The sequence below is a fragment of the Streptomyces sp. NPDC090741 genome, assembly GCF_044769045.1.
In the GTDB taxonomy this organism is placed as follows: Bacteria; Actinomycetota; Actinomycetes; order Streptomycetales; family Streptomycetaceae; genus Streptomyces.
This window is the reverse complement of sequence record NZ_JBIVXF010000010.1, coordinates 109,100-127,521: the sequence shown is the minus strand read 5'-3', so window position 1 is coordinate 127,521 and position 18,422 is coordinate 109,100. Positions and strand designations below refer to the sequence as shown.

Annotated in this window: 22 protein-coding genes and 4 pseudogenes; 7 read left to right on the top strand and 19 right to left on the bottom strand. The window is 70.6% G+C overall.

The window, feature by feature from the left end; translation table 11 throughout:
• Nucleotides 1–96 precede the first annotated feature (96 nt).
• From ACIQU4_RS26240 to ACIQU4_RS26230, 3 genes are all read left to right on the top strand, one after another.
• Complete coding sequence (locus ACIQU4_RS26240) at nucleotides 97–1,182, top strand: Gfo/Idh/MocA family protein (protein ID WP_403735308.1); 1,086 nt, start codon at nucleotides 97–99, stop codon at nucleotides 1,180–1,182.
• The gene (locus ACIQU4_RS26235; protein WP_403735306.1) at nucleotides 1,175–1,999 is read left to right on the top strand and encodes a hypothetical protein; all 825 of its coding nucleotides are present in this window, start codon (nucleotides 1,175–1,177) and stop codon (nucleotides 1,997–1,999) included. Before ACIQU4_RS26240 ends, ACIQU4_RS26235 begins: the two co-directional genes overlap by 8 nt.
• 120 nt (nucleotides 2,000–2,119) lie before the next feature.
• Nucleotides 2,120–2,416, top strand: a complete 297-nt coding sequence (locus ACIQU4_RS26230) for a hypothetical protein (RefSeq protein WP_229343881.1) — start codon at nucleotides 2,120–2,122, stop codon at nucleotides 2,414–2,416.
• Here the strand turns inward: ACIQU4_RS26230 and ACIQU4_RS26225 are convergent.
• The 3 genes from ACIQU4_RS26225 to ACIQU4_RS26215 all read right to left on the bottom strand — a co-directional run bounded on the left by ACIQU4_RS26225 (nucleotide 2,385) and on the right by ACIQU4_RS26215 (nucleotide 4,640).
• Nucleotides 2,385–3,335 (bottom strand): aminotransferase class IV, encoded by a 951-nt coding sequence (locus ACIQU4_RS26225; protein WP_403735302.1) that lies wholly within the window; start codon nucleotides 3,333–3,335, stop codon nucleotides 2,385–2,387. The genes ACIQU4_RS26230 and ACIQU4_RS26225 overlap by 32 nt on opposite strands.
• Before the next feature lie 114 nt (nucleotides 3,336–3,449).
• Nucleotides 3,450–4,004, bottom strand: coding sequence for a helix-turn-helix domain-containing protein (locus ACIQU4_RS26220; RefSeq protein ID WP_403735299.1), 555 nt, complete (start codon nucleotides 4,002–4,004; stop codon nucleotides 3,450–3,452).
• Between the two features lie 93 nt (nucleotides 4,005–4,097).
• The gene (locus tag ACIQU4_RS26215; RefSeq protein WP_403735296.1) at nucleotides 4,098–4,640 is read right to left on the bottom strand and encodes an ArsR/SmtB family transcription factor; all 543 of its coding nucleotides are present in this window, start codon (nucleotides 4,638–4,640) and stop codon (nucleotides 4,098–4,100) included.
• 57 nt (nucleotides 4,641–4,697) lie between these two features.
• On the opposite strand from ACIQU4_RS26215, the gene ACIQU4_RS26210 reads away from it, so the two are divergent.
• The gene (locus ACIQU4_RS26210; RefSeq protein ID WP_403735293.1) at nucleotides 4,698–5,603 is read left to right on the top strand and encodes a S41 family peptidase; all 906 of its coding nucleotides are present in this window, start codon (nucleotides 4,698–4,700) and stop codon (nucleotides 5,601–5,603) included.
• 132 nt (nucleotides 5,604–5,735) lie between these two features.
• Here the strand turns inward: ACIQU4_RS26210 and ACIQU4_RS26205 are convergent, their stop codons facing one another.
• Nucleotides 5,736–6,359, bottom strand: a complete 624-nt coding sequence (locus ACIQU4_RS26205) for a transposase (RefSeq protein ID WP_403735290.1) — start codon at nucleotides 6,357–6,359, stop codon at nucleotides 5,736–5,738.
• 11 nt (nucleotides 6,360–6,370) lie between these two features.
• Nucleotides 6,371–6,520 (bottom strand): annotated as a pseudogene (locus ACIQU4_RS26200) (winged helix-turn-helix domain-containing protein); the annotation flags it as partial.
• On the opposite strand from ACIQU4_RS26200, the gene ACIQU4_RS26195 reads away from it, so the two are divergent.
• Nucleotides 6,519–7,154: a hypothetical protein gene (locus tag ACIQU4_RS26195; protein ID WP_403735288.1), complete on the top strand. Its 636-nt coding sequence runs from the start codon at nucleotides 6,519–6,521 to the stop codon at nucleotides 7,152–7,154. The pseudogene ACIQU4_RS26200 and the gene ACIQU4_RS26195 sit on opposite strands and share 2 nt — an antisense overlap.
• 58 nt (nucleotides 7,155–7,212) lie before the next feature.
• Here the strand turns inward: ACIQU4_RS26195 and ACIQU4_RS26190 are convergent, their stop codons facing one another.
• The gene (locus ACIQU4_RS26190; RefSeq protein ID WP_403735285.1) at nucleotides 7,213–7,626 is read right to left on the bottom strand and encodes a hypothetical protein; all 414 of its coding nucleotides are present in this window, start codon (nucleotides 7,624–7,626) and stop codon (nucleotides 7,213–7,215) included.
• Nucleotides 7,627–7,762: 136 nt separating this feature from the next.
• Between ACIQU4_RS26190 and ACIQU4_RS26185 the strand changes: the two genes are divergently transcribed.
• Nucleotides 7,763–8,986: a permease gene (locus ACIQU4_RS26185; RefSeq protein ID WP_403735810.1), complete on the top strand. Its 1,224-nt coding sequence runs from the start codon at nucleotides 7,763–7,765 to the stop codon at nucleotides 8,984–8,986.
• A 342-nt stretch (nucleotides 8,987–9,328) separates the two neighbouring features.
• Here ACIQU4_RS26185 and ACIQU4_RS26180 read toward each other — a convergent pair whose 3' ends face one another.
• Entirely contained in the window at nucleotides 9,329–9,472 is a 144-nt protein-coding gene (locus ACIQU4_RS26180; RefSeq protein ID WP_403735283.1) for a hypothetical protein, read from the bottom strand.
• A 30-nt stretch (nucleotides 9,473–9,502) separates the two neighbouring features.
• Nucleotides 9,503–10,324 (bottom strand): NAD(P)/FAD-dependent oxidoreductase, encoded by an 822-nt coding sequence (locus ACIQU4_RS26175; RefSeq protein ID WP_403735280.1) that lies wholly within the window; start codon nucleotides 10,322–10,324, stop codon nucleotides 9,503–9,505.
• A gap of 1,151 nt (nucleotides 10,325–11,475) precedes the next feature.
• On the opposite strand from ACIQU4_RS26175, the gene ACIQU4_RS26170 reads away from it, so the two are divergent.
• A complete protein-coding gene (locus ACIQU4_RS26170) occupies nucleotides 11,476–11,847 on the top strand; it encodes a hypothetical protein (RefSeq protein WP_403735278.1) in 372 nt (123 codons plus the stop codon).
• 490 nt (nucleotides 11,848–12,337) lie between these two features.
• Here the strand turns inward: ACIQU4_RS26170 and ACIQU4_RS26165 are convergent, their stop codons facing one another.
• From ACIQU4_RS26165 to ACIQU4_RS26115, 11 genes and pseudogenes are all read right to left on the bottom strand, one after another.
• Nucleotides 12,338–12,517, bottom strand: a complete 180-nt coding sequence (locus tag ACIQU4_RS26165; RefSeq protein ID WP_403735275.1) for a DUF6480 family protein — start codon at nucleotides 12,515–12,517, stop codon at nucleotides 12,338–12,340.
• 149 nt (nucleotides 12,518–12,666) lie between these two features.
• Nucleotides 12,667–12,876, bottom strand: a pseudogene (locus tag ACIQU4_RS26160) (HAMP domain-containing protein); the annotation flags it as partial.
• A gap of 135 nt (nucleotides 12,877–13,011) precedes the next feature.
• Nucleotides 13,012–13,437 (bottom strand): CBS domain-containing protein, encoded by a 426-nt coding sequence (locus tag ACIQU4_RS26155; protein ID WP_403735273.1) that lies wholly within the window; start codon nucleotides 13,435–13,437, stop codon nucleotides 13,012–13,014.
• A 794-nt stretch (nucleotides 13,438–14,231) separates the two neighbouring features.
• Entirely contained in the window at nucleotides 14,232–14,720 is a 489-nt protein-coding gene (locus tag ACIQU4_RS26150; RefSeq protein ID WP_403735270.1) for a flavin reductase family protein, read from the bottom strand.
• 146 nt (nucleotides 14,721–14,866) lie between these two features.
• Complete coding sequence (locus ACIQU4_RS26145; protein ID WP_403735268.1) at nucleotides 14,867–15,130, bottom strand: hypothetical protein; 264 nt, start codon at nucleotides 15,128–15,130, stop codon at nucleotides 14,867–14,869.
• Between the two features lie 178 nt (nucleotides 15,131–15,308).
• Nucleotides 15,309–15,464, bottom strand: a pseudogene (locus ACIQU4_RS26140) (FAD-dependent oxidoreductase); the annotation flags it as partial.
• Nucleotides 15,465–15,466: 2 nt separating this feature from the next.
• Nucleotides 15,467–15,880, bottom strand: coding sequence for an FAD-dependent oxidoreductase (locus tag ACIQU4_RS26135; protein ID WP_403735265.1), 414 nt, complete (start codon nucleotides 15,878–15,880; stop codon nucleotides 15,467–15,469).
• A pseudogene (locus ACIQU4_RS26130) lies at nucleotides 15,808–16,200 on the bottom strand (mycothione reductase); the annotation flags it as partial. The gene ACIQU4_RS26135 and the pseudogene ACIQU4_RS26130, both read right to left, overlap by 73 nt.
• Before the next feature lie 302 nt (nucleotides 16,201–16,502).
• Nucleotides 16,503–16,727 (bottom strand): hypothetical protein, encoded by a 225-nt coding sequence (locus tag ACIQU4_RS26125; RefSeq protein ID WP_365957617.1) that lies wholly within the window; start codon nucleotides 16,725–16,727, stop codon nucleotides 16,503–16,505.
• A gap of 884 nt (nucleotides 16,728–17,611) precedes the next feature.
• Nucleotides 17,612–17,977, bottom strand: coding sequence for a PRC-barrel domain containing protein (locus ACIQU4_RS26120; RefSeq protein ID WP_403735262.1), 366 nt, complete (start codon nucleotides 17,975–17,977; stop codon nucleotides 17,612–17,614).
• A 34-nt stretch (nucleotides 17,978–18,011) separates the two neighbouring features.
• The gene (locus ACIQU4_RS26115; protein ID WP_403735260.1) at nucleotides 18,012–18,335 is read right to left on the bottom strand and encodes a plasmid stabilization protein; all 324 of its coding nucleotides are present in this window, start codon (nucleotides 18,333–18,335) and stop codon (nucleotides 18,012–18,014) included.
• Nucleotides 18,336–18,422: the final 87 nt, after the last annotated feature.

Below are 18,422 nucleotides of genomic sequence, written 5' to 3'. Positions count from 1 at the left end.
GCGTGACATTGACTGAAGTCGAGAGCCCGCCGCGCGCCTTTTCCCTTCATTTGCGCTGCCATCCGGCGGGCAACCGCGAGACCCGAGGAGTTCTCCGTGAAACCCCTTGTCCATGCCGTGGTGGGCTGCGGTCGCGTAGCCCCCAACCACGTCGACGGATTTACCGCGCTGCCGGACGCCGAACTGCGCTGGGCCTGCGACCGCGACCTGTCCCGGGCGCGCGCCCTGGCCCGGGAGTACGGCCTCCCGCGGGTGACCTCGGACGTGCGCGAGGTCTTGGCGGACCCCGAGGTCGACAGCGTCTCCGTCGCCGTCGACCACGCCGGGCACCACGAACTGGTCGCCGCGGCGCTCATGGCGGGCAAGCACGTCCTGGTGGAGAAGCCGCTGGCCATGACCGTCAAGGAGGGCGCCGCCCTGACGGCCCTCGCCGAACGCGCCGGCCGCGTCCTGTCGGTCGTCTCCCAGCACCGCTACGACCCGGTCGTCACCGCCGTGCGCGACTGGATCGCCGACGGCCTGCTCGGACGCCTCGTGTCCGGCACCGTCAGCCTCCAGTGCGGCCGCGACGACGCGTACTACGCCCAGAGCTACTGGCGCGGCACCTTCGCCGGCGAGGGCGGCTCCGCCCTGGTCAACCAGGGCTACCACGCACTCGACGTGACGCGCTGGCTGACCGGCGGCCTCACCGTGGTCGGCGCCGCCACCGGGCACACGGCTCCCCGTGGCGGCATGGAGACGGAGGACACCCTGGCGGCCGTTCTGCGGGGCCCGCAGGGCGCTTTGGTGACGTACCAGGTCACGGTCGCGAGCAGCATCACCTGGCGCACCCGCATCGAACTCGTCGGCACCGGCGGCTCGGTCCTCTTCGACCTGGACCACCCCGGCACGCTGCACCTGGCCGAGGGCGGCGACGCGCTGCGCGCGGCGGCCCGCACCGTGCGCGGGCAGGTGTCACCCCCACCCGCCGGAATCGGCTACTACGGCATCTCGCACCGCCGGCAGATCGCCGACTTCGCCGCCGCGGTCCGCGACCCCCGGCACACCATGGCCGCCGACGGCACGGCGGGGCTCGAGACCCTGCGCCTGCTCCGGGAGATGTACCGCACGGCCCGCTCCGGGGGCGGGGCCGCGGCACCGCCCGGGACCGCGGCCGTGGGCGCGGTGACGGCGCGTGGCTGAGATCGTCGCGGTCGCCGGGGTCCCGCACACCCCCGGCTTCCCCGCCCTGGCCCGCACCGACACGGCCGCCGGGGCGGACGTGGCACAGCGCTACGCGGCGGTCGACGAGGTGGTCGAACGGGCGGACGCGGACGTCCTCCTCGTCCTGACCTGCGACCACATCAACACGTTCACCCCGGACATGTGGCCCACGTTCGCCATCGCCACCGGGGACGGCGCGCTCGGTCCCAACGACGACGTCCCGGGCGTCCCCCCCACCGCGTACGCGCTCGACGCGGGCGTCGGCGCGACCCTCCACCGGGGCCTGGTGGGCCAGGACTTCGACCCGGTGGCCCTGCGCGGCCACTCGGTCGACCACTCCGTCGTGGTGCCGCTGCACTTCCTCAACACGCGCGGGCTGCCCGTCGTCCCGGTGTACCTCAACGGCATGGTGGCGCCCCGCCCTTCGGCCGAACGCTGCAGACGGCTCGGCCGAGTGCTGCGGGGCGCCCTGGAGGACCTGCCGGGCCGCCGCATCGCGGTGGTCGCCAGCGGCAGCTTCTCCCTGGAGGTCGGCGGCCCCCGGATGCTGCCCGACAGGTTGTACGGCGTACCGCGGCCCGGCTGGGCCCGGACGGTCGCCGACCGGCTGCACCGCGGGGACCTGGACGGGCTGGTGGCGCAGACGACGGAGCGGCGCATCGAGGAGGCCGGGACGGTCGCCGGCGAGGTGCTGCCGTGGATCGCCGCCGCCGAGATGGCCGCGGACCTGTCCGTCGCCCACATGGACCACCGGGACGGCGAGGGACACGCCTTCGCGGCGTGGGGACCGGCCTGAACCTCCGCGGGCCGGCCGCGGGTCGCCCGCACGGTGCGGGCGAGGCGAACGGCTCCGGAACGCGATCGACGCGTGCCGGAGCCGCACGGGGCACATCACACACGACGAAAGGACCCCCTGATGAGCGTCCACGCGATCGACCGCCTCTGCTACGACATCGCGTACGAGCCGGGGACCCTGGAACGGCTGCGGGCGGACCCGCGGCGGGAGCTCGCGGACCGCCCGCTGACCGCCGACGAGCGGGACGAGCTGCTGCGGGGCGACGTCGCCGCCCTGTACCGCCGCGGGGCCCACCCGGTGCTGCTCGTACGGCTGGCGGCCTTCCGCGTACTGGGCCTCGACCCCGCGCTCTACGCCGCCCGCATCCGGGCGGCCGAGCCGCGCTTCAGCGTGCCGGCGCCGCCGGAACGGGAGTGAGCCACTCGTCGTGCTTGGCGGTGACGGCGCGGACCGTGTCGTGGTAGCACGCTTCCAGCGCCCGGGTGACCTCCCCCGCGGTCTTGCCGTCACCGAGGCGGAACCCGTCGACCTCCACGGCCGGCAGCACCTCCGCCGCGGTGCCCATCAGGAAGATCTCGTCGGCGAGGTACAGCTCCGTGCGCTCCACGGGCCGGGCCTCGACGGTCAGGCCGAGTTCCTCCTCGGCCAGCTGGAACAGGGTCTTGCGGGTGATGCTGTCCAGGACCCCGCTGGCCAGGTCCGGGGTGATGATCCGGCCGCCCTTGACCAGGGCGATGCACGAGCCGGACGACTCCGTGACGTTCCCGGCGCCGTTGAGGAAGACGGGCCAGTCGGCGCCGCGGGCCCGGGCGTCGACATTGCCCAGCCGGCCGTTGTGGTAGTTCGAGAACACCTTCATCGATGCCGGAGAGGCACCCGGGTTGAAGCGGGGCCAGGAGCTGACGGCGAGCGTGCAGGTACGCCCCCGGCCGAGCTTGCTCTCGAACTCCCAGGTCTCGATGGCTATCTCGGCCGGAGTGCCGCGAGGCACCATCTGCTCCTTGTGCGTCCCGGCGGCGAAGCCCCACGGGCGCACGTAGAGGTCCTTGCCGCCGGCCTCCCACGAGGCGAGCAGCTCGACGGTGGCGGCGACGAGCGCGTCCGCGTCGAACTCGGGCTCCAGCCAGCTCAGCCGGAGCGAGTCCAGCAGCCGCTGCATGTGGTCGCGGAGCCGGAAGCCATGCAGGACCCCCCGCTCGGCGCTCCAGTAGGAGTGCACGCCTTCGAACGCGGCGGAGACCGAGGCGTGTCCGACGGAACTGATGTGGACCGTCGCCTCTTCCCACGGCATGAAGGTGCCGTTGCGCCAAATCAAATGCCCGTATTCAGAAGACACACTTACCCCTATCGGCAACCCTCTGGACGCGGGCCCACAGGGAGCCCTGACCGAACTCTAGATTTGACCGTGAATCACTGTCAAGGCTGTCATAATTAACAGTCAATATCTGCGTCATGGGCGTGGTTCGGCCCACTGGGGGCACCGCCGACACGCCTCGCGCGGCGATCCGGCCGCGGAACGACTCCTCATCGAGGAGAACGGGCGCCACCGCGGGCGTTCGCCGGGTTTGCAACAGCACAAGGCGGCGATGGAGAAGCGGCGCTGGGAGCGTGCGCGGACCCGGATGACCGGTGTGCTGCCGCGTCGGCTCCAGGTGCGGGAGGCCGGCGGCGTCATCGACTTGTGGAACCGGCGGCCGATCAGGGTCTTGATCCTGGCCAGCGTCCATCGCTGGTCCGGCCAGCCCTGAGCCGCCGGGCCCTTGACCAGTTCCTCCTCCAGGACGGCGAACAGGGTCTCGCTCAGCTTCGGACGAGACGCCGGGCCGCGGGAGCGCACCCCGTCCTGGCCGGTCTCCTGCCAGGCCTGCCGCCAACGCTGGGCCGACCGGACGCTGACCCGCAACTCCTTCGCGATGTCCGTGCCGCCCCGCCCGGCGGCGAACATTGCGACTGCTTCCATCCGGACCCGCTCGCGGAACGCCTGCCTCTCCGCGGTCAGACCCACCCTGCGGATACCTCATACACCCGGCATACCGCGACGATCACCGATCGCCAGCCCCCACGACAACCCACCTTCAAAGTCAGTAACAAAGCACCACTAGGCGGAACTGGTGGTGCCGGCCGGCAGGGCCTGCTGATAGAGCGCTACCAACACGCCGTGCACGGGCTGGTCTTCTGCACCTTCCTCGGCCTCGTCGACCAGTTGGGCGAGGGTCTCGCCGAGTTCTCTTGCCTTCGTGGGGCTGAGACGCAGGTGGCGCAGTGTCAGGTGGGTCTCGGCGGGTGAGAGGTCCAGCTCCTGGGCGAACGCGGCGAGCATCGCGGCGGTGCCTGCCGCTTGGGGTTCGGCGACGACCATGTGGCGGGCCGTGCGCTGGTAGTACTGCTCGGTGCCACCGCGGACCTGGCGGGTCTCGGCGATGTGGACCAGCCCGGCTTCGCGGAGCACTTTGAGGTGGTGGGCCAGGTTGCCCTTCTTCGCGTCGAGCTGCGCCGCAAGCTGGCTGGTGGTGGCAGGCCGGTGGCCCAGGGCGAAGAGCAACCGCTGACGCAACGGATGGGCGAGCGCCGCGAACTGCTCAGGCGCACCGATCTCCAGGACGTCCTCAGGGGGTGGCAGATAGGGAGGCTGATCGCGCATACCGAAAGTGTCTAAATTCGTTGACGCTTTCGCAAGGGCAGTGCTCTACTCCCTGCCATGACGACTTCAACGAAGCTTCCGCCGGCCCCTGTCATCGACGAGACAGCCCGGCTGCTGACCGAGAACTACGTTTTCCCCGAGATAGCCGAGCAGCTCGCCGGCCTGCTGCAACGACGCCTCGCCGAGGGCGCCTATGACGTCGACGGCGCCGAGGAGCTCGCCCGGCTGGTCACCGCAGACCTGCAGTCCGTCAACGGCGACCGGCACCTGAGGCTGAAGCACCACGCCGACCCGGTGCCCCCGAAGCAGGGGGCAGCCACCTTGGACGCCATGCGCCGGGACTTCGACACCTCGCTGGGCGGTGCGCCCCGGGTGGAGTTGCTCGACGGAGGGGTCGCCGTGGTGGAGCTGGCACCGATGCTGTTTCCGCTGGAGTGGGCCGCCGAACCGCTGGCCGCCGCGCTCACCCTGGCCTCCCGCGCCCAGGCGCTGATCGTTGACCTTCGCACCAACCGGGGCGGCGACCCGGACACGGTCGCCTTCGTCTGCAGCTACCTACTCGACGAGCGCACTCACCTCAACACCATGCACTGGCGCGGCGGCGAGCGCAGCGAGCAGTCCTGGAGCCTGCCGCACGTTCCCGGCGCGCGCTTCGGCGGCAGCAAGCCGTTGTACGTGCTGTCCAGCGACAGCACCTTCTCTGCCGCTGAAGAGCTGGCGTACGACCTCCAGCAGCTCGGCCGCGCCGTAGTCGTCGGCGAGCGCACCCGCGGCGGCGCACATCCGTGCAACGGCTGGACGGTGCACCCACACCTGGAAGCCACCATCCCCGTTGGCCGCGCCATCAACCCCGTCTCCAACACGAACTGGGAGGGCACCGGCGTGCAGCCGGACATCCCTTGCGCTGCTGCTGACTCCCTCGCCCGCGCACACACGCTGGCCCTTGCCCAACTGGCAGGCTGACCCAGTCCAGGTCGTCGACAGCACTGCGCGCAGCACCTCGCCCTATCAACGTCAGCGGCTGACTTCGGCGGCGGAGGCCCCGGTCTCCGACGGCCCCCGTGTTCACCCCGCACGACTACTGACTTCGGCTCGTCAGGGTGACGCCGGGTCGTCGAGGGTCAGGCCGGTGCCGGCTATGAAGCCGTCGAGGGTGTGGGGCCCGGTATTGAAGGCGTTTGAGGCGGTTGCGGACGAGGGATTCGAGCGGTCGAGGGCCATGACGGCGAGGTCGGCGAGGCTGCGTTTGACGTGTGCCCATACCCACTCGACGGGGTTCAGGTCGGATGAGTAGGCGGGCAGCAGGAACACGGTCAGCCATTCACGCTCGGCCACGAGTTGCCGCATCTTGCGGGAGACGTGGGTGTTCAGGCGGTCCCAGACCAGCACGATCGGTGCCTCGACAAGCCGGTGGACACCATCTACCAGCGCGATGAAGTCCCGCTCGCCCATGCTGCGACGTGCGCCCTTGCCCGAGGCGTGGGTCCGAAGGCGGTGACACAGCCGGGTCCGGGAACCCGGACGCATCGCGATCAGCCCGGCAACCGACAGCCGTCCGGAACGCCGGCCGCTGATGGTGACGACCGGAGTCACTCCGCGCCGGCCCCAGGTCCGTCCCCGAGGCGGCCTACGGGTGAACCTGGCTTCGTCCTCGAAGCAGACGTAGCCCCCGCAGGCCGCCCGGGCCCTTCTACCTCCGCCGAGGTCACCTCCCGACACGCAGTGACGGACTGCTCGTCGCGTTCGGCCACCCGCCGGGCGGGGATCTGCGGGCTGAAGCCGAGCCGGTGCATCAGCCGGGTGGCGCCGGCGACGCTGTATTCCGCACCGCGTAGACCACACCGCACAGGGCACTGCCCGCGCACGGGAGCATGCCGCATGCCACCGACCGACACGGCCACCGCACCCTTGGCCGCCCCGCCCGCACCGCGTGGCGTCATCCGCCGTCTTCAATCCCGGCACGGGCGCGACAACCCGTTCCCCTTCTTCGAGGAGATCCGCAGCGCAGGGCCGGTGGTAAGCCTCGGTTCATACGCGCTCCTGGTCACCGGCCACACCAAATGCTTCCAGATCCTCACCGACCGGGTCTGGCACGTGCCCGACCACACGTGGCGTGCGACGCGCGGCCTCGACACCGACGGCCTGAGCGCCAAGATCCTGCGCACGCTTCCGCGACTCAACCCTCCTGTGCACGGGCAGATGCGTCGCCTTCAGCCCGGTCCTTTCACTCCCGCGGCTCTCGAACGCCTGCGTCCCGTCGTCCGCCGGCTCGTGCGCATCCACCTCGACCGACTGGACGCCGAACTCACCGAGCACGGCCGAGCGGACTTCGTCGCTACCGTCGCCCGCACGCTGCCCATCGCCGTCATGTGCGAAATCCGTCCGGCCTGCGGGCCGGGTCGGCGGTCGTCCGGCCCGTGCGCAGATCCGCGCGCGGTCCGGACCCACCGTGAGGAGCCGCCCCTTGACCACGGTCTGACGATCACCGCCGACGGATGTCCGTTTTCGCCTTGACTACCGCTGTACCGGGCCGGTTTGTCCGCGGCCGCCGCCACACCGCCCGGCCGTCCGCTCAGCGGGCCGGGCGGGAGCTGGACGGTGAGGAGCCGAGCCGCCAGTCCGAAGGCTTCTGGGCGCGGTAGGTCTCGCCGCTCTCGATCCGGGCCTCGTTCCTGGCGAACTCCCGCTCGGCCGCCGACAGCCGGCGGGGCGTGCAGGCGGGCTGTCCCCAACCGTCGGCCACCTTCGTGATGACGTCGCCCTTGCCGTAGTCCTTCAGGCAGACCGGGCAGGTGCCCGGGTACGCGGCCCGCAGCGAGCCGCGCGGGAGCGGCACCGCCTTCTTCGCGGTCGGCCTTCCGCCGCCGGCCTTCTTGGCCGCCTGCGCCCGCTTGATCGCCTCGCGCTGTGCCTTGCCGGGCCGCTTCCTCTTCGGCTGCTGCCCGCTCGCCGCCTTCGCGGCCTTCTGTGCCGGGGTCTGTCCCACGGCCGGATCGTAGGGACAACTCCCGGTGGGGCGCCGCCCCAGCGGCCGCGCCCCACCCACTCGCACGGCGGCACCGGCCAGGTGAGCCGTGTCGATGGCCGGTAGGACGTACCGCTGCCGGAAGGCTTCAGGGATGATCCACGCCGTACTGCACGCACTGTCGATCGCCGGTTCCATGACCTGGGAAATCACCTGGGCCCTGATCCTGGGCTTCGCCCTGTCCGCGGTGGTCCAGGCCGTCATCCGCAAGTCCACGGTCGTCTCCCACCTCGGCGACGACCGCCCCCACACCCTGGCCATCGCCGCCGGTCTCGGCGCGGCGTCCTCCTCCTGCTCCTACGCCGCGGTCGCGCTGGCACGCTCGCTGTTCCGCAAGGGCGCGAACTTCACCGCCGCGATGGCCTTCGAGATCGCCTCCACCAACCTGGTCGTCGAGCTCGGCGTGATCCTGGCCCTGCTGATGGGCTGGCAGTTCACCGCGGCGGAGTTCGTCGGCGGCCCCATCATGATCGTCGTCCTGGCGGTGCTGTTCCGGCTGTTCCTGCGCGACAAGCTCCTTCGCCAGGCACGCGAGCAGGCCGAGCGCGGGCTGGCCGGCTCGATGGAGGGCCATGCCGCGATGGACATGTCCGTGAAGCGGGAGGGCTCCTTCACCCGGCGGCTTTTGTCGGGCGAAGGCTTCACCTCCACGAGCCACGTCTTCGTCATGGAGTGGGCGGCGATCCTGCGGGACCTGGTCATCGGCCTGCTCATCGCCGGCGCCATCGCCGCCTGGGTACCGGACTCGTTCTGGAGCACGTTCTTCTTCGAAGGCCATCCGCTGGCGTCCAAGCTGTGGGGGCCTGTCATCGGCCCGCTGGTCGCGATCGCCTCGTTCGTCTGCTCGATCGGCAACGTGCCACTCGCCGTCGTGCTGTGGAAGGGCGGTATCAGCTTCGGCGGCGTCGTCGCGTTCATCTTCGCCGACCTGCTGATCCTCCCGATCCTCAACATCTACCGGAAGTACTACGGGCCGAAAATGGCCCTCTTCCTCCTCGGCACCTTCTACATCGCCACCGTCATCGCCGGGTACATCGTGGAATTCACCTTCGGCGGCCTCGGACTCATCCCCGACCAGGCCGACGCCAAGATCCTCATGGAAGGGATCACGTGGAACTACACCACCTGGCTCAACATCGTCTTCCTTCTCCTGGCCACCGCGCTCCTGATCAGGTTCTTCCGCACCGGCGGCCGGGACATGCTCCGCATGATGGGCGGCTCACCCGGCACCGGCCACGACGCGCACGGCGCTACCAACACGGGGCATACACGGCCCAACAGTCAGCCGGGCGACCACATGCACCCTGAGGGCGACCATTGACCACTCCGCCTGGGGGTGGAGAGGGGATCTCCACCCCCAGGCCGATCCCCGAAGTCTCCTGCGGGTGCCCGGCTGGTCACATGAGTCGCATCCTGCCACGGATCCTGCCGGCCCGGACGGCAAGCCGCTGCCGCCGCAAGACACAGCGCGGGCGCTTCGCGCCTTCCCCCGTGACCTGGCCGCCGGCCGACGCCAATGGGGCACCGAGGGCGTAGGCCCACTCGTCCACTCCTCGCCTGCCGCCACCGCTACCCGTACCGCCACTCGAGTGGTGCGGCATCCTGGGCCTTTGGCCGGGATGCGAAGTGGGCCACCTCCGGTGGATGGTGGAGTCATGAACCATCACCACCACCAGTCCCACCGGAAGATCGAGATCGACACCCGGCTCATCACGACGGGTGCCGTGCTGGCCGCGACCGGTACCGCACTGGTGTGCACCGGCATGGCCCTCGCGGCCTCCGCCGTGTTCGCGGCATGCCGTCGCATGATCCGCGACATGGACGTGCCGCCCTCCCATCAGGCGGCCATGAAATGGCGGCAGACCAAGGAGGCGTCCAGAGCGGGTATGCAGGCGTGGCAGTCGGCGTCCGGCGCCCAGAACGGGTCGCTGACGATCGACCCCAGGTGAACCTCGACGCCGAGGGCGTCCAGCGTGCGGGCGGCCCGGCGTGAGAGCACCGGGCCGAACGCGCCGAGCACACCGTCCGAGCCTTCGAAGACCAGCACCCGCGCCCGACCGGGGTCGACGGCCCGGAACTCCCGGTCGAGCGTATGGCCGGCGATCTCCCGGATCTGCCCGGCCAGCTCGACCCCGGTGGGGCCGCCGCCCACCAGGGCGAACGTGAGCCACTGCGCCCGCTCATGCGGGTCCTCGCTCGCCTCGGCCGCCTCGAAGGCCTGGTAGATCTTCGTACGCACCGTCAGTGCGTCCGCCAGCGTCTTCATACCGGGCGCGTACGACGCGAATTCGCCGTGCCCGAAGTACGACTGCCGCACGCCGATCCCCACGATCAGATCGTCGTAGGGCAGCTCCAGCGCGCCGCCGTCAGGCTTCAGCGCGTGGACGACCCGCCCGGCCACGTCCACGCCGGTGGCCGTCGCCAGCACGCACCGCACCTGGGGGTGGCGACGCAGAACCGCCCTCAGCGGCTGGGCGATCTGCCCCTCCGAGAGGATGCCGGAGGCGCACTGGTACAGCAGCGGCTGGAACAGGTGGTGGGCGCAGCGGTCGACCAGGGTGACCGCGACCGGGGCGCTGCGCAGAGCCCGCACGGCGAAGAGGCCGGCGAAGCCACCGCCGAGGATCACCACCCGGCGGGGCGTGACGTGATCGTCCACGGCGCGGTCAGCCTCCGGTGGCGAAGCCGGGGAACAGCGTCATCCCGCCGTCGACGTACAGGGTGGCGCCGACGACGTAGTCCATCAGATCGGAGGCCAGGACGGTCACCGCGTCGGCGTGGTCAGCGACTGGAGCTCGGACACGAGCGCGAGGAACCCGAAGGCCACCGCGGAGATCGGGATGCCGAGAAGCACCGTTATGACCAGCAGCACGCGTACCCGCGGGTGCGCACCAGCGCGAACGCGTCCAGCGGTGTCACGGCGGGCCCCCCGACGGGTTCGGCCGACATGCTCATCGTCTCCTCAGATCAGGAATCCACCTGGACACGTCGGTCGACAAGCCTCGAGGTGGTCGTATCACGGCACCGTCTTGCGGGATCCCGGCCGACTGACGACCTCTGCAGGATCGCTCACACGGACCGCTCGTCCACGGCAACGCCACGCGCCGGGCGCCGGGCGCCCGGCATTCGGCGAGCACTTACCGGAGAACGAACCGGGCCGACGGTCGGCCGCGCCCGGCTCGACGGGCGCTTCCGGAGGTCCGACCGATAGTGAATTGCGCCGGTGTGCGCTGACAATGACCTGGTGGCCTGGGCGACGCATTGAAGTCCTCAACGGGGCGGCCCCGCTGCTGCGGTGGGGCTGTCGTGGCAGCGGCGTGGAGGAAAGCGTCCGGATGACCAGGGAGCGGCAGGGGGGAGGGATGAGCCCCACTCTGCCCGTGACCGTCTGCCCGCCGGACGCAGGAGCGGGTGCCGTGTACTTCTGGACGGCGAGATCACTGGAGCTCGGCTGCAGTCTCGTGCTCCCGGGCGGAGCGTCCTGCGCAGGCTTCCTATGCGTGGAGCGGCACGGCCGACAAACGCGCCCGCCTGACGCCCAGGCAGCTGCCTTCTGTGTGAGAGTGGTTCGGGGGCCTGCACCCACTCTGTGGATGAGCTACCCCCTCCCTCACGGAAGGGGCCTGCGCTCAAGAGACCGGATCACACCTAGCCCATCAGCCGGGCCCCATCCGGCGGACCCCGGTCGGCCCCCATGCTGATGCCTCGCGGCACGGCCGCCCATACAGTCGGACTGACAGCCGTCTTGACGGCAAGACGCAACAGCAGGGCTGGTCGGCAAGACTCGACGGCACAAGGGAGTACCACATCATGAGCGGCTCCGAGAGCGCGGATCACGTCAGTGTCCATCTGAGCGGCTGCGAGCACCAGGACGCGGGCGTGGTGTTCCGCGCCCTGGAAGCCGCGTTCCCCGAGGGCGCCGAGCCCTCGCGCAGCGAGGTGAAGGCCTCGACTACGGGGCACCCCATGGTGTGGTCCATGGCCGTCGATTCCCGCACCCGACGCAAGGCGGGTGCGGCCCCGACGGATCCACTGGCCGGTCCCGTCGACGTTGACCTCTTCGGCGCGGCCGACCCAGTGCGCAAAGTCAAGGAGGAACTGGCCGCGGCCTTCGCCGTGGAGGACCGCGGCACAGTACCGGGCGAGCACGAACTGGAAGTCAGCCTCCGCCTCACCAGCTGAGCCCGAGGCATTGGGCTTGATCCAAGGTCGGGTAGTTGACGGATTCTTGCTGGTGGCAAGGGGGTTATCGGGTGCCTTGACTGGTGTGGTGTGGTGTAGGCGGCGGGTCCAATTTTACGGATGTGGCCGTGCCGTGCCCATCGGTCGAGTTGTCGGCGCATGGTTCCCCAGCTGACGTCGCCGAGGTGGCGGGCGAGATCGCGTGGGGGCCAAGGGCGAGTATCCGGGGGTACGTGCCCGCCAGCCGCCCCGCCCGTACGGGGCCGGCTTCGGCGGGTTCGCCGATCTCGTCGGCGAATTCGTCCAGGGTCGGATCGTCGGGATCGGCGTCAGCCTCCGGATTCTCGCGGGCGAGACGCCGGTCCAGGCTCTCCCCGGCGTGCCGTTCTCCAGGTTCTCGTCGAGACCGGGTTCATCCAGGGCGTTCTCCATGTCGGGTTGCGGCTCCGCCGGGGCATCCGGCTGGTAGACGTCGTCGCCGTGCGGTGTATTACTGCTGCTCATGGCTTCTTCCACTGACGAGGAGGAAGAGGGCGCAGGCCAGCGCGAATGCCAGGATGATGACGAGCGGTCCGCGGGCCCAGCCACGCTTTGGGGGCCGGTAGGGTCCGGCGCCGGTGGCCGTACCGGCTTCACCCGGCGGCTCCCCCCGATCGTGGCTGTCATGCACGTCCGGCTGCACTGATCAGCTTCGCCGTTTCATGCCGGAGCGACCGCCGAGGATGACGCCGAGGGCCCGTACCTGGTCATGCGGGCCTCCTTCGGCTCGCCCGACGATCCCGTGTCGTGCCCCCGCGCAGGTTCCGCTTCGGCCAGTCGCTCGATCAGGCCGGACACCCGCGCGAGGTTGGTCTTGATCCAGTCCTGCTCCTGGTTGGCCCGTGTGGTCATGCGAAGCGACTCGACCATCGCGTTGATGCTGTCCTTCAGGTCTCCGGCCTCGCCCGGGGCCTCAACGGTGATCGACTGCGTGAGGTCGCCCTCCGTAACGGCGCTGGTCACGCCGGCGATAGCACGTACCTGGCGGGTGCCGCCGGCGGTGTGGGGCGGGCCCCTGCCGGAAGAGGCAGTTCATTTCCCGGAGTACCGATGCGAAGTCGTCCCAGCAGTTCCGCGTCGACGCTGCGCAGCCCGTCGTCTCGTGCTGCACCTGGTACGTCGGCTTCACCGGTCTCTCCCTTCGGCGGCCGCGATGGCGGAGAGTGGCGATCCCGGATCGCGTTCGACCTCCAGATCGCCAAGGGTGACGATGCCGACGAGTTCACCGCTCTCAGCCTCCACCGGCAGGCGCCGCAGCGCGTGCCGGCGCATGAGGTCAACGGCCTGGTCGACGCGGTCGTCGGGCCCGACCGTGAGCGGATCGCTGCTGCAGATCGCCCGCACGGTCGTCTCGGCGGGGTCCCTGTCCTCCGCCAACGCTCGGACGACGATGTCCCGGTCCGTGAGGATGCCACGCAGCCGGCCCTGGTCGACGACCAGTACGTCCCCGATGCCGGCGTCCCGCATCACCCGCGCGGCCTCTGCCAGCGAGGTCAGCTGCTCGACCGTCACCGGATTTCCCGTCATCACCTCGCGCACTCGTCGGGTCATCGATCCTCCCGCTGCTGGAAGCGGCTTTGCCTAAGCGCCTACCCCCCGTCGCCCGGGGTAAGCACGGGCTCCGGTGCCCGATGGGCCCGGGGTGATTGACCTCGGGCACTCGGGGTATGCGCACCTCGGACGACCCTTTGCGGGTGTGCCTCGCCGTTCCCAGCAGGAACGGCGCGATCGCCCACCGACGCATTCCCGCCGGAGGCGGTCTCATGATCCACGTCACGATTCCGCTCATCCCCGGAGGCGACGGTATTCCGCTTATTCCCGCTGAGCAGGTCACCGCCCTGCTACTGCTACGTACCATCGCCTTCGCGTCGGCCCCGGAGGGCTGGGCACACGACGGGGAGTGACGCGGAAGCCGTGGCTCCGGGCTGTCGGACGGCCCGGACAGGGAAAGGCCGGTGAGCGGCCGCCAGCCGTTCGGCAGCGAGCAGGGCGCCATCAGTGTTGCGCTGCCCCATCAGCACGGGCGCGCTCAGGGTGCGGCGGCCCGCGGCCCGCAGGTGGTCAAGGTGCCCGCGCAGGACGAAAGGGGCGTGCAACAGCGCGCCGGTCTCGGACGGCAGTGCCGCCGGAGGTGTCTGGGTGGCCACGCCCGTCCTCCTGCTCGACGCCCGCTCCCGTACGGACGCCCGCGACGCCCTGCTGACCCTTCTCGACGTGGTCATCGCCGAGGCGCGGACCGCGGCGAGCGCCTGAACGAGCATCAGTGCGTGCGTGCGCGGATCGCCGCACCGCTCAGTGCACGCCCGCCGACGGATGCCCTCCTGGTCCAGGCCCCGCCCGTAGCCTCAGGCCGGGTGGCCGGGCTCCAGGTCCCGCAGCTCCCGGTACCGGAGCAGTGGGGGCCGCGGGCCCTCGATCGGCGGGCACACTGCTACGGGCGCCAGGAGGAAGCCCACGTGGTCGCCGCCCTCGATACGCCCTTCGATCCGGCCGGTGAACCAGATGGGCACCTGCTCCAGGACCGGGCTGCCTGCTTCTCCCGGACGCCAGCCGACCCGCGCGAACTTGTCCACCCGGTCGCCCGTCTCACCTCCGAAGAGCTCCGCCAGCGCCCGCTCGTCCCGGTGGAGCAGGTGCACGGTGAGGTATTCGGCCTCACGCGCGACGCGGTAGGTGTGGTTGGCGATCGACAGCCAGACGGTGAACCTCGGCGGGTCGATGGAGCACTGCGAGGCGAAACCCACCAGGCAGCCGGCCCGCTCGCCGCCGGACGCGGCCGTAACCACGTACATCGGGCCGTCGAGCACGTCGGTAAAGGGGTCCAGCTCCGTCACGGCGCCTCCTTGTGTTCCGAATGGTCCAGTGGCCCCTCAGGCAGCCGTCCCGGGCCGTCGTCGTCGGCTGAGCGGCGCTGCTTGAGCCGCGGCCGGGCCGGGCAGGCTGCGCTCGGCCAGCCGCTGGCCTCCCTCGGCGGGCGCGCTCACAGGCCGAGGTCGAGGAGGGCGTTCTCCACGACCTCGGTGAGCGCGGGGTGGATCCAGTACGGGGGCTTGGCGAGGGTGACGGCGTCGATGCCGAGGGTCGCCGCCAGGACGAGGGGCTGGATGAAGGTGGGGGCCTGAGGGCCCATCAGGTGGGCGCCGAGAAGGCGGCCGGTGCCGGAGTCTGCGAGCACCTTGCAGAATCCGGCGGTGTCCTCCATCGCCCAGCTGTAGGCGACATCGCCGTAGCTGGCCGTGCCCATGCTCGGTGGCACCGACCGAGGCGATCTGAGACCGGGTGAAGACCGCCGGCGGCACCAGTTCGTGGTCGGCCGCGATCAGGTCGTCCGGGTGGCGGAGAATGTGGGCGACGACCTCCGCCTCGCGGTTGGCCACGTGCTTGAGGGGCACCGGCGAACAGATGTCCCCGAGCGCGAAGACGCCTTCAGCCGTGGTGCGCTGATGTTGGTCGACGATCACACGGCCGTCGTCGTGGGTGGCGATGCCGGCCGCCTCAAGGTCCAGCCGGTCGCTGTTCGGGACACGGCCCACCGCGACGAGCAGCATGTCCGCCTCGACCGTCGATCCGTCGTCCAGCGTCAGCCGCAGCGCGCCCGGCCGACCGCCGACCGCCGTGACCCCCCGGCCGAGCCCGAGGTCGTAACGGGAGCGGACCAGTTCGGTGAACCGCTCCCGCCCGTCTCGTCCTGCGGACCCAGCAGGTGCTCCATGTCCTCCACGATAGTGACGGAGCTCCCCGTCTCGGCAAACACATCGGCCAGCTCCGCGGCGATATATCCGCCGCCGAGGATCGCCAAGTGCCGGGCGGAGCGTCGATGCGTATGACGGTGTCGGACGTCTCGTACGGCAGGCCCGCCTCCGCGACGGGCCCGGGAACCACGGGCCGACCGCCCGCCGCGACGACGACCTGCCCAGCGCTGACGTCGAGGGCCCCGTCCAGCCGGTCGATCCGAAGGGTCCTGGGGCCGGTGAGCCGTGCCCTGCCCTCGCACACGGTGACCGAGTGCTGCTGCTCACGGCCCGTACGACCTTCGTCTCGTTCGGCGTCGAGCCGCGCGAAGATGCGGTCGCGCACCTCGCGCCACCGCACCGCTCGCAGCTCTGCGTCCACGTCGTACGCCCCGGCTTCCCGGACGGTCCGGGCCACGTGCGCGGTGTAGGCGAGCATCTTGCTCGGGATGCATCCGGCGTTCAGGCAGGTTCCGCCGAACCAGCGCTCCTCGACGATGGCCACGTCCAGATCGGCGAACGAGTCGTCGCCGGCGGCGTTGCCGGATCCCGTACCGATGACGACAAGATCGTGGTGACGCATCCGGCCAGCCTAAGCGGCCCTTTGCCGAGCCAACGCGTCGGCGCGCTGGCTCCCCCCTGCGCGAGGCTCGAGCTCACCATCACGGAATCCCTGCGTGGCGCGCACGGGACGTAGACCCGGCCCCATGAGTCCCCCGATGTTTCCACCTCGGCGGAAACGCCGGTGCACGGCGCCCGGACGTACAAAGCCGCACCCCGCATGTCGCCCATCCGCGGCACCAGGGCACTGTACGGATGATCGAGCGCCGCCCCCTGGTCTGAGCGCGGCCCTGCAGTTCGCTTGCGACCGGGTGCTCGACGGCGTCAGATGTCGCTGGTCCACACCTCGGGGCCGCCCCCTTCCCACTGGATCGGCCCGTCCTCGGACAGGTCCACATCCTCCAGCCCGGCCCGGCGCAGGAACTCCGACACGTCTGCGGGCGTGAACGCCCGGCCAAGGTCCGCGTCAACGCCGAGCGCGTGCACGGTGACCTTGCGCCCGCCTTGCGGCGACACGGGGTGGATAACGATCTCCGTCTGGTCCGCCATGCAACCAGAATGCGGCGGAGCGGCCAGTACGGCATCCGGGGTTCACCCTGCCCGCCGAACGGCAATGCAGTGGCTCCGGCCGCGAGTGGCGAGAGTACAGCAGCTCTTGACGTCTTCTCAGAACTCCTGGGGGAGGGTGTTTGGGGGAAGGCGACCGGGATACACGCGTGGATACCGGAAGCTGCCACCCACGGAGGGGTGCTTCCGGAGCGGGCCTCAGTGGCCTCAGCCGCATGGCGACCTCCCCGGCGTCATGCAGCCGACTCGCCCGAACTACGGGCTGCCGCCCGGATCCGTACGGAAGCCGGACGCGGACGCCCCGGGTTCCCGGCCACCTCCCCGGCCGGGAACCCGGGGGCCGCCCGGCCAACCGCCCGGCGCCAGCGCTCGCACCGCCGCCCGTGCAACGGACCCTGGCCACGCAGGCCAAGACCACCGCAGGCAAGACCGCCGCAGCCACCGTGAAGAAGGCCACCGAAACGAAGGCGAACACGGCAGCGGACCCCCGCTGCGCGAACTCGTCCCGGCCCTCCTCGTCCAGGCCGCGGAACCCCGCCTGGTCAGCGAGGTCACCACCGAACTGGCCCAGGCACACCCCGACCGCCCAGCCTCCACCCAGGTCGTCCGCAACACCTCGAGGCTCTGGCCAGGAAGAACCTCATCGAGAAGGGACGCAAGCAGGGCTCGGTCATCTCGACCCTACGAAGGCCTTACCAGCGGTCAACGCCCGTCGGCGCAGCGGCCGGCCAGCGCCCATCACGACAAGCCCCACGTCCCGGAGGCACCGGGGCCCGAAGGCCTGGGCTGGTGGGGTCCGATGCACGGGCTCGGCCGGCTCCGCGGTGCTCCGCCGAACGCCGGGCCCCGGGGCACGTGCGCCCGCGCTACATGTGCGGCTGGTTGTAGTACCGGGCGAACTGCTCCAGGTAGGACGGCTCGCCGCCGCGCTTGGACTCGTCGGACTCGGGAGCGTCCTTGATCTGGTCCTTGATCTGGTCCTTGGTCCGGTCGACGGGGACCTTCTCCTCCACCATGTCGATCATCTTGATCGTCCCGGCGGGCAGCAGCACGTGCTTGCCGAAGATCCACACCCCGGTGTCCACGACGGCGTAGGAGGCACCAACCTCCTCGGAATGCTTGCTGATCTCGCCGATGCTGCCGTCCGCGGCCTCGACCTTGTAGCCGACGATGTCGGCGCCCCGCTGGTAACCCGTATCCGGACGGTAACCCCAGATGTCGAACTCGGTCACAGCAGACCCCTTTCATCACGCGGACGGTGCCCGTTCAGTGGCCCAGCGCCCGCTTCAGCTCTGCCTTGTCCATCTTCGAACGACCCTCGACACCCCGCTGCTTCGCCTCGTTGTACAGCTGCTCCTTGGTGGGGCCCTGCGAACCGCTGTGCGAGCGCTGCCCACCCCGCTTGGAGGACGACATGTCCTGGATCGAGGACCGGCTCGCGGTCGTCGACTCGCCGGAGCGGGCACGTTCCTTGTTCACGGTGCGGGCCGCGATCTCCTTGGCGCGCTTCGTACTCTCGCCGCGCTGCTCGGCACTCTCCTTGATGTGCTCGTACTGACGTTCCCGCTTGGGGCTGGAACCGCGAGGCATGATGACTCTCCTCAGCTCGTGTTGTGGTCTCTGCAAGGTGGCTGTGCCACCAGGCCCGTCCTGCGCCTTCGCCTTCCCGGCCAGGGC

Bases quoted from the DNA above. Each gene is read 5' to 3' on its own strand.
- ACIQU4_RS26125 (WP_365957617.1), bottom strand. From the start codon at position 16,727: ATGGCGGACCAGACGGAGATCGTTATCCACCCCGTGTCGCCGCAAGGC.
- ACIQU4_RS26195 (WP_403735288.1), top strand. From the start codon at position 6,519: ATGCCACCGACCGACACGGCCACCGCACCCTTGGCCGCCCCGCCCGCA.
- ACIQU4_RS26145 (WP_403735268.1), bottom strand. From the start codon at position 15,130: ATGGGCACGGCCAGCTACGGCGATGTCGCCTACAGCTGGGCGATGGAG.
- ACIQU4_RS26210 (WP_403735293.1), top strand. From the start codon at position 4,698: ATGACGACTTCAACGAAGCTTCCGCCGGCCCCTGTCATCGACGAGACA.
- ACIQU4_RS26155 (WP_403735273.1), bottom strand. From the start codon at position 13,437: ATGACCCGACGAGTGCGCGAGGTGATGACGGGAAATCCGGTGACGGTC.
- ACIQU4_RS26215 (WP_403735296.1), bottom strand. From the start codon at position 4,640: ATGCGCGATCAGCCTCCCTATCTGCCACCCCCTGAGGACGTCCTGGAG.
- ACIQU4_RS26170 (WP_403735278.1), top strand. From the start codon at position 11,476: ATGAGCGGCTCCGAGAGCGCGGATCACGTCAGTGTCCATCTGAGCGGC.
- ACIQU4_RS26230 (WP_229343881.1), top strand. From the start codon at position 2,120: ATGAGCGTCCACGCGATCGACCGCCTCTGCTACGACATCGCGTACGAG.
- ACIQU4_RS26180 (WP_403735283.1), bottom strand. From the start codon at position 9,472: ATGCGACGGCATGCCGCGAACACGGCGGAGGCCGCGAGGGCCATGCCG.
- ACIQU4_RS26115 (WP_403735260.1), bottom strand. From the start codon at position 18,335: ATGCCTCGCGGTTCCAGCCCCAAGCGGGAACGTCAGTACGAGCACATC.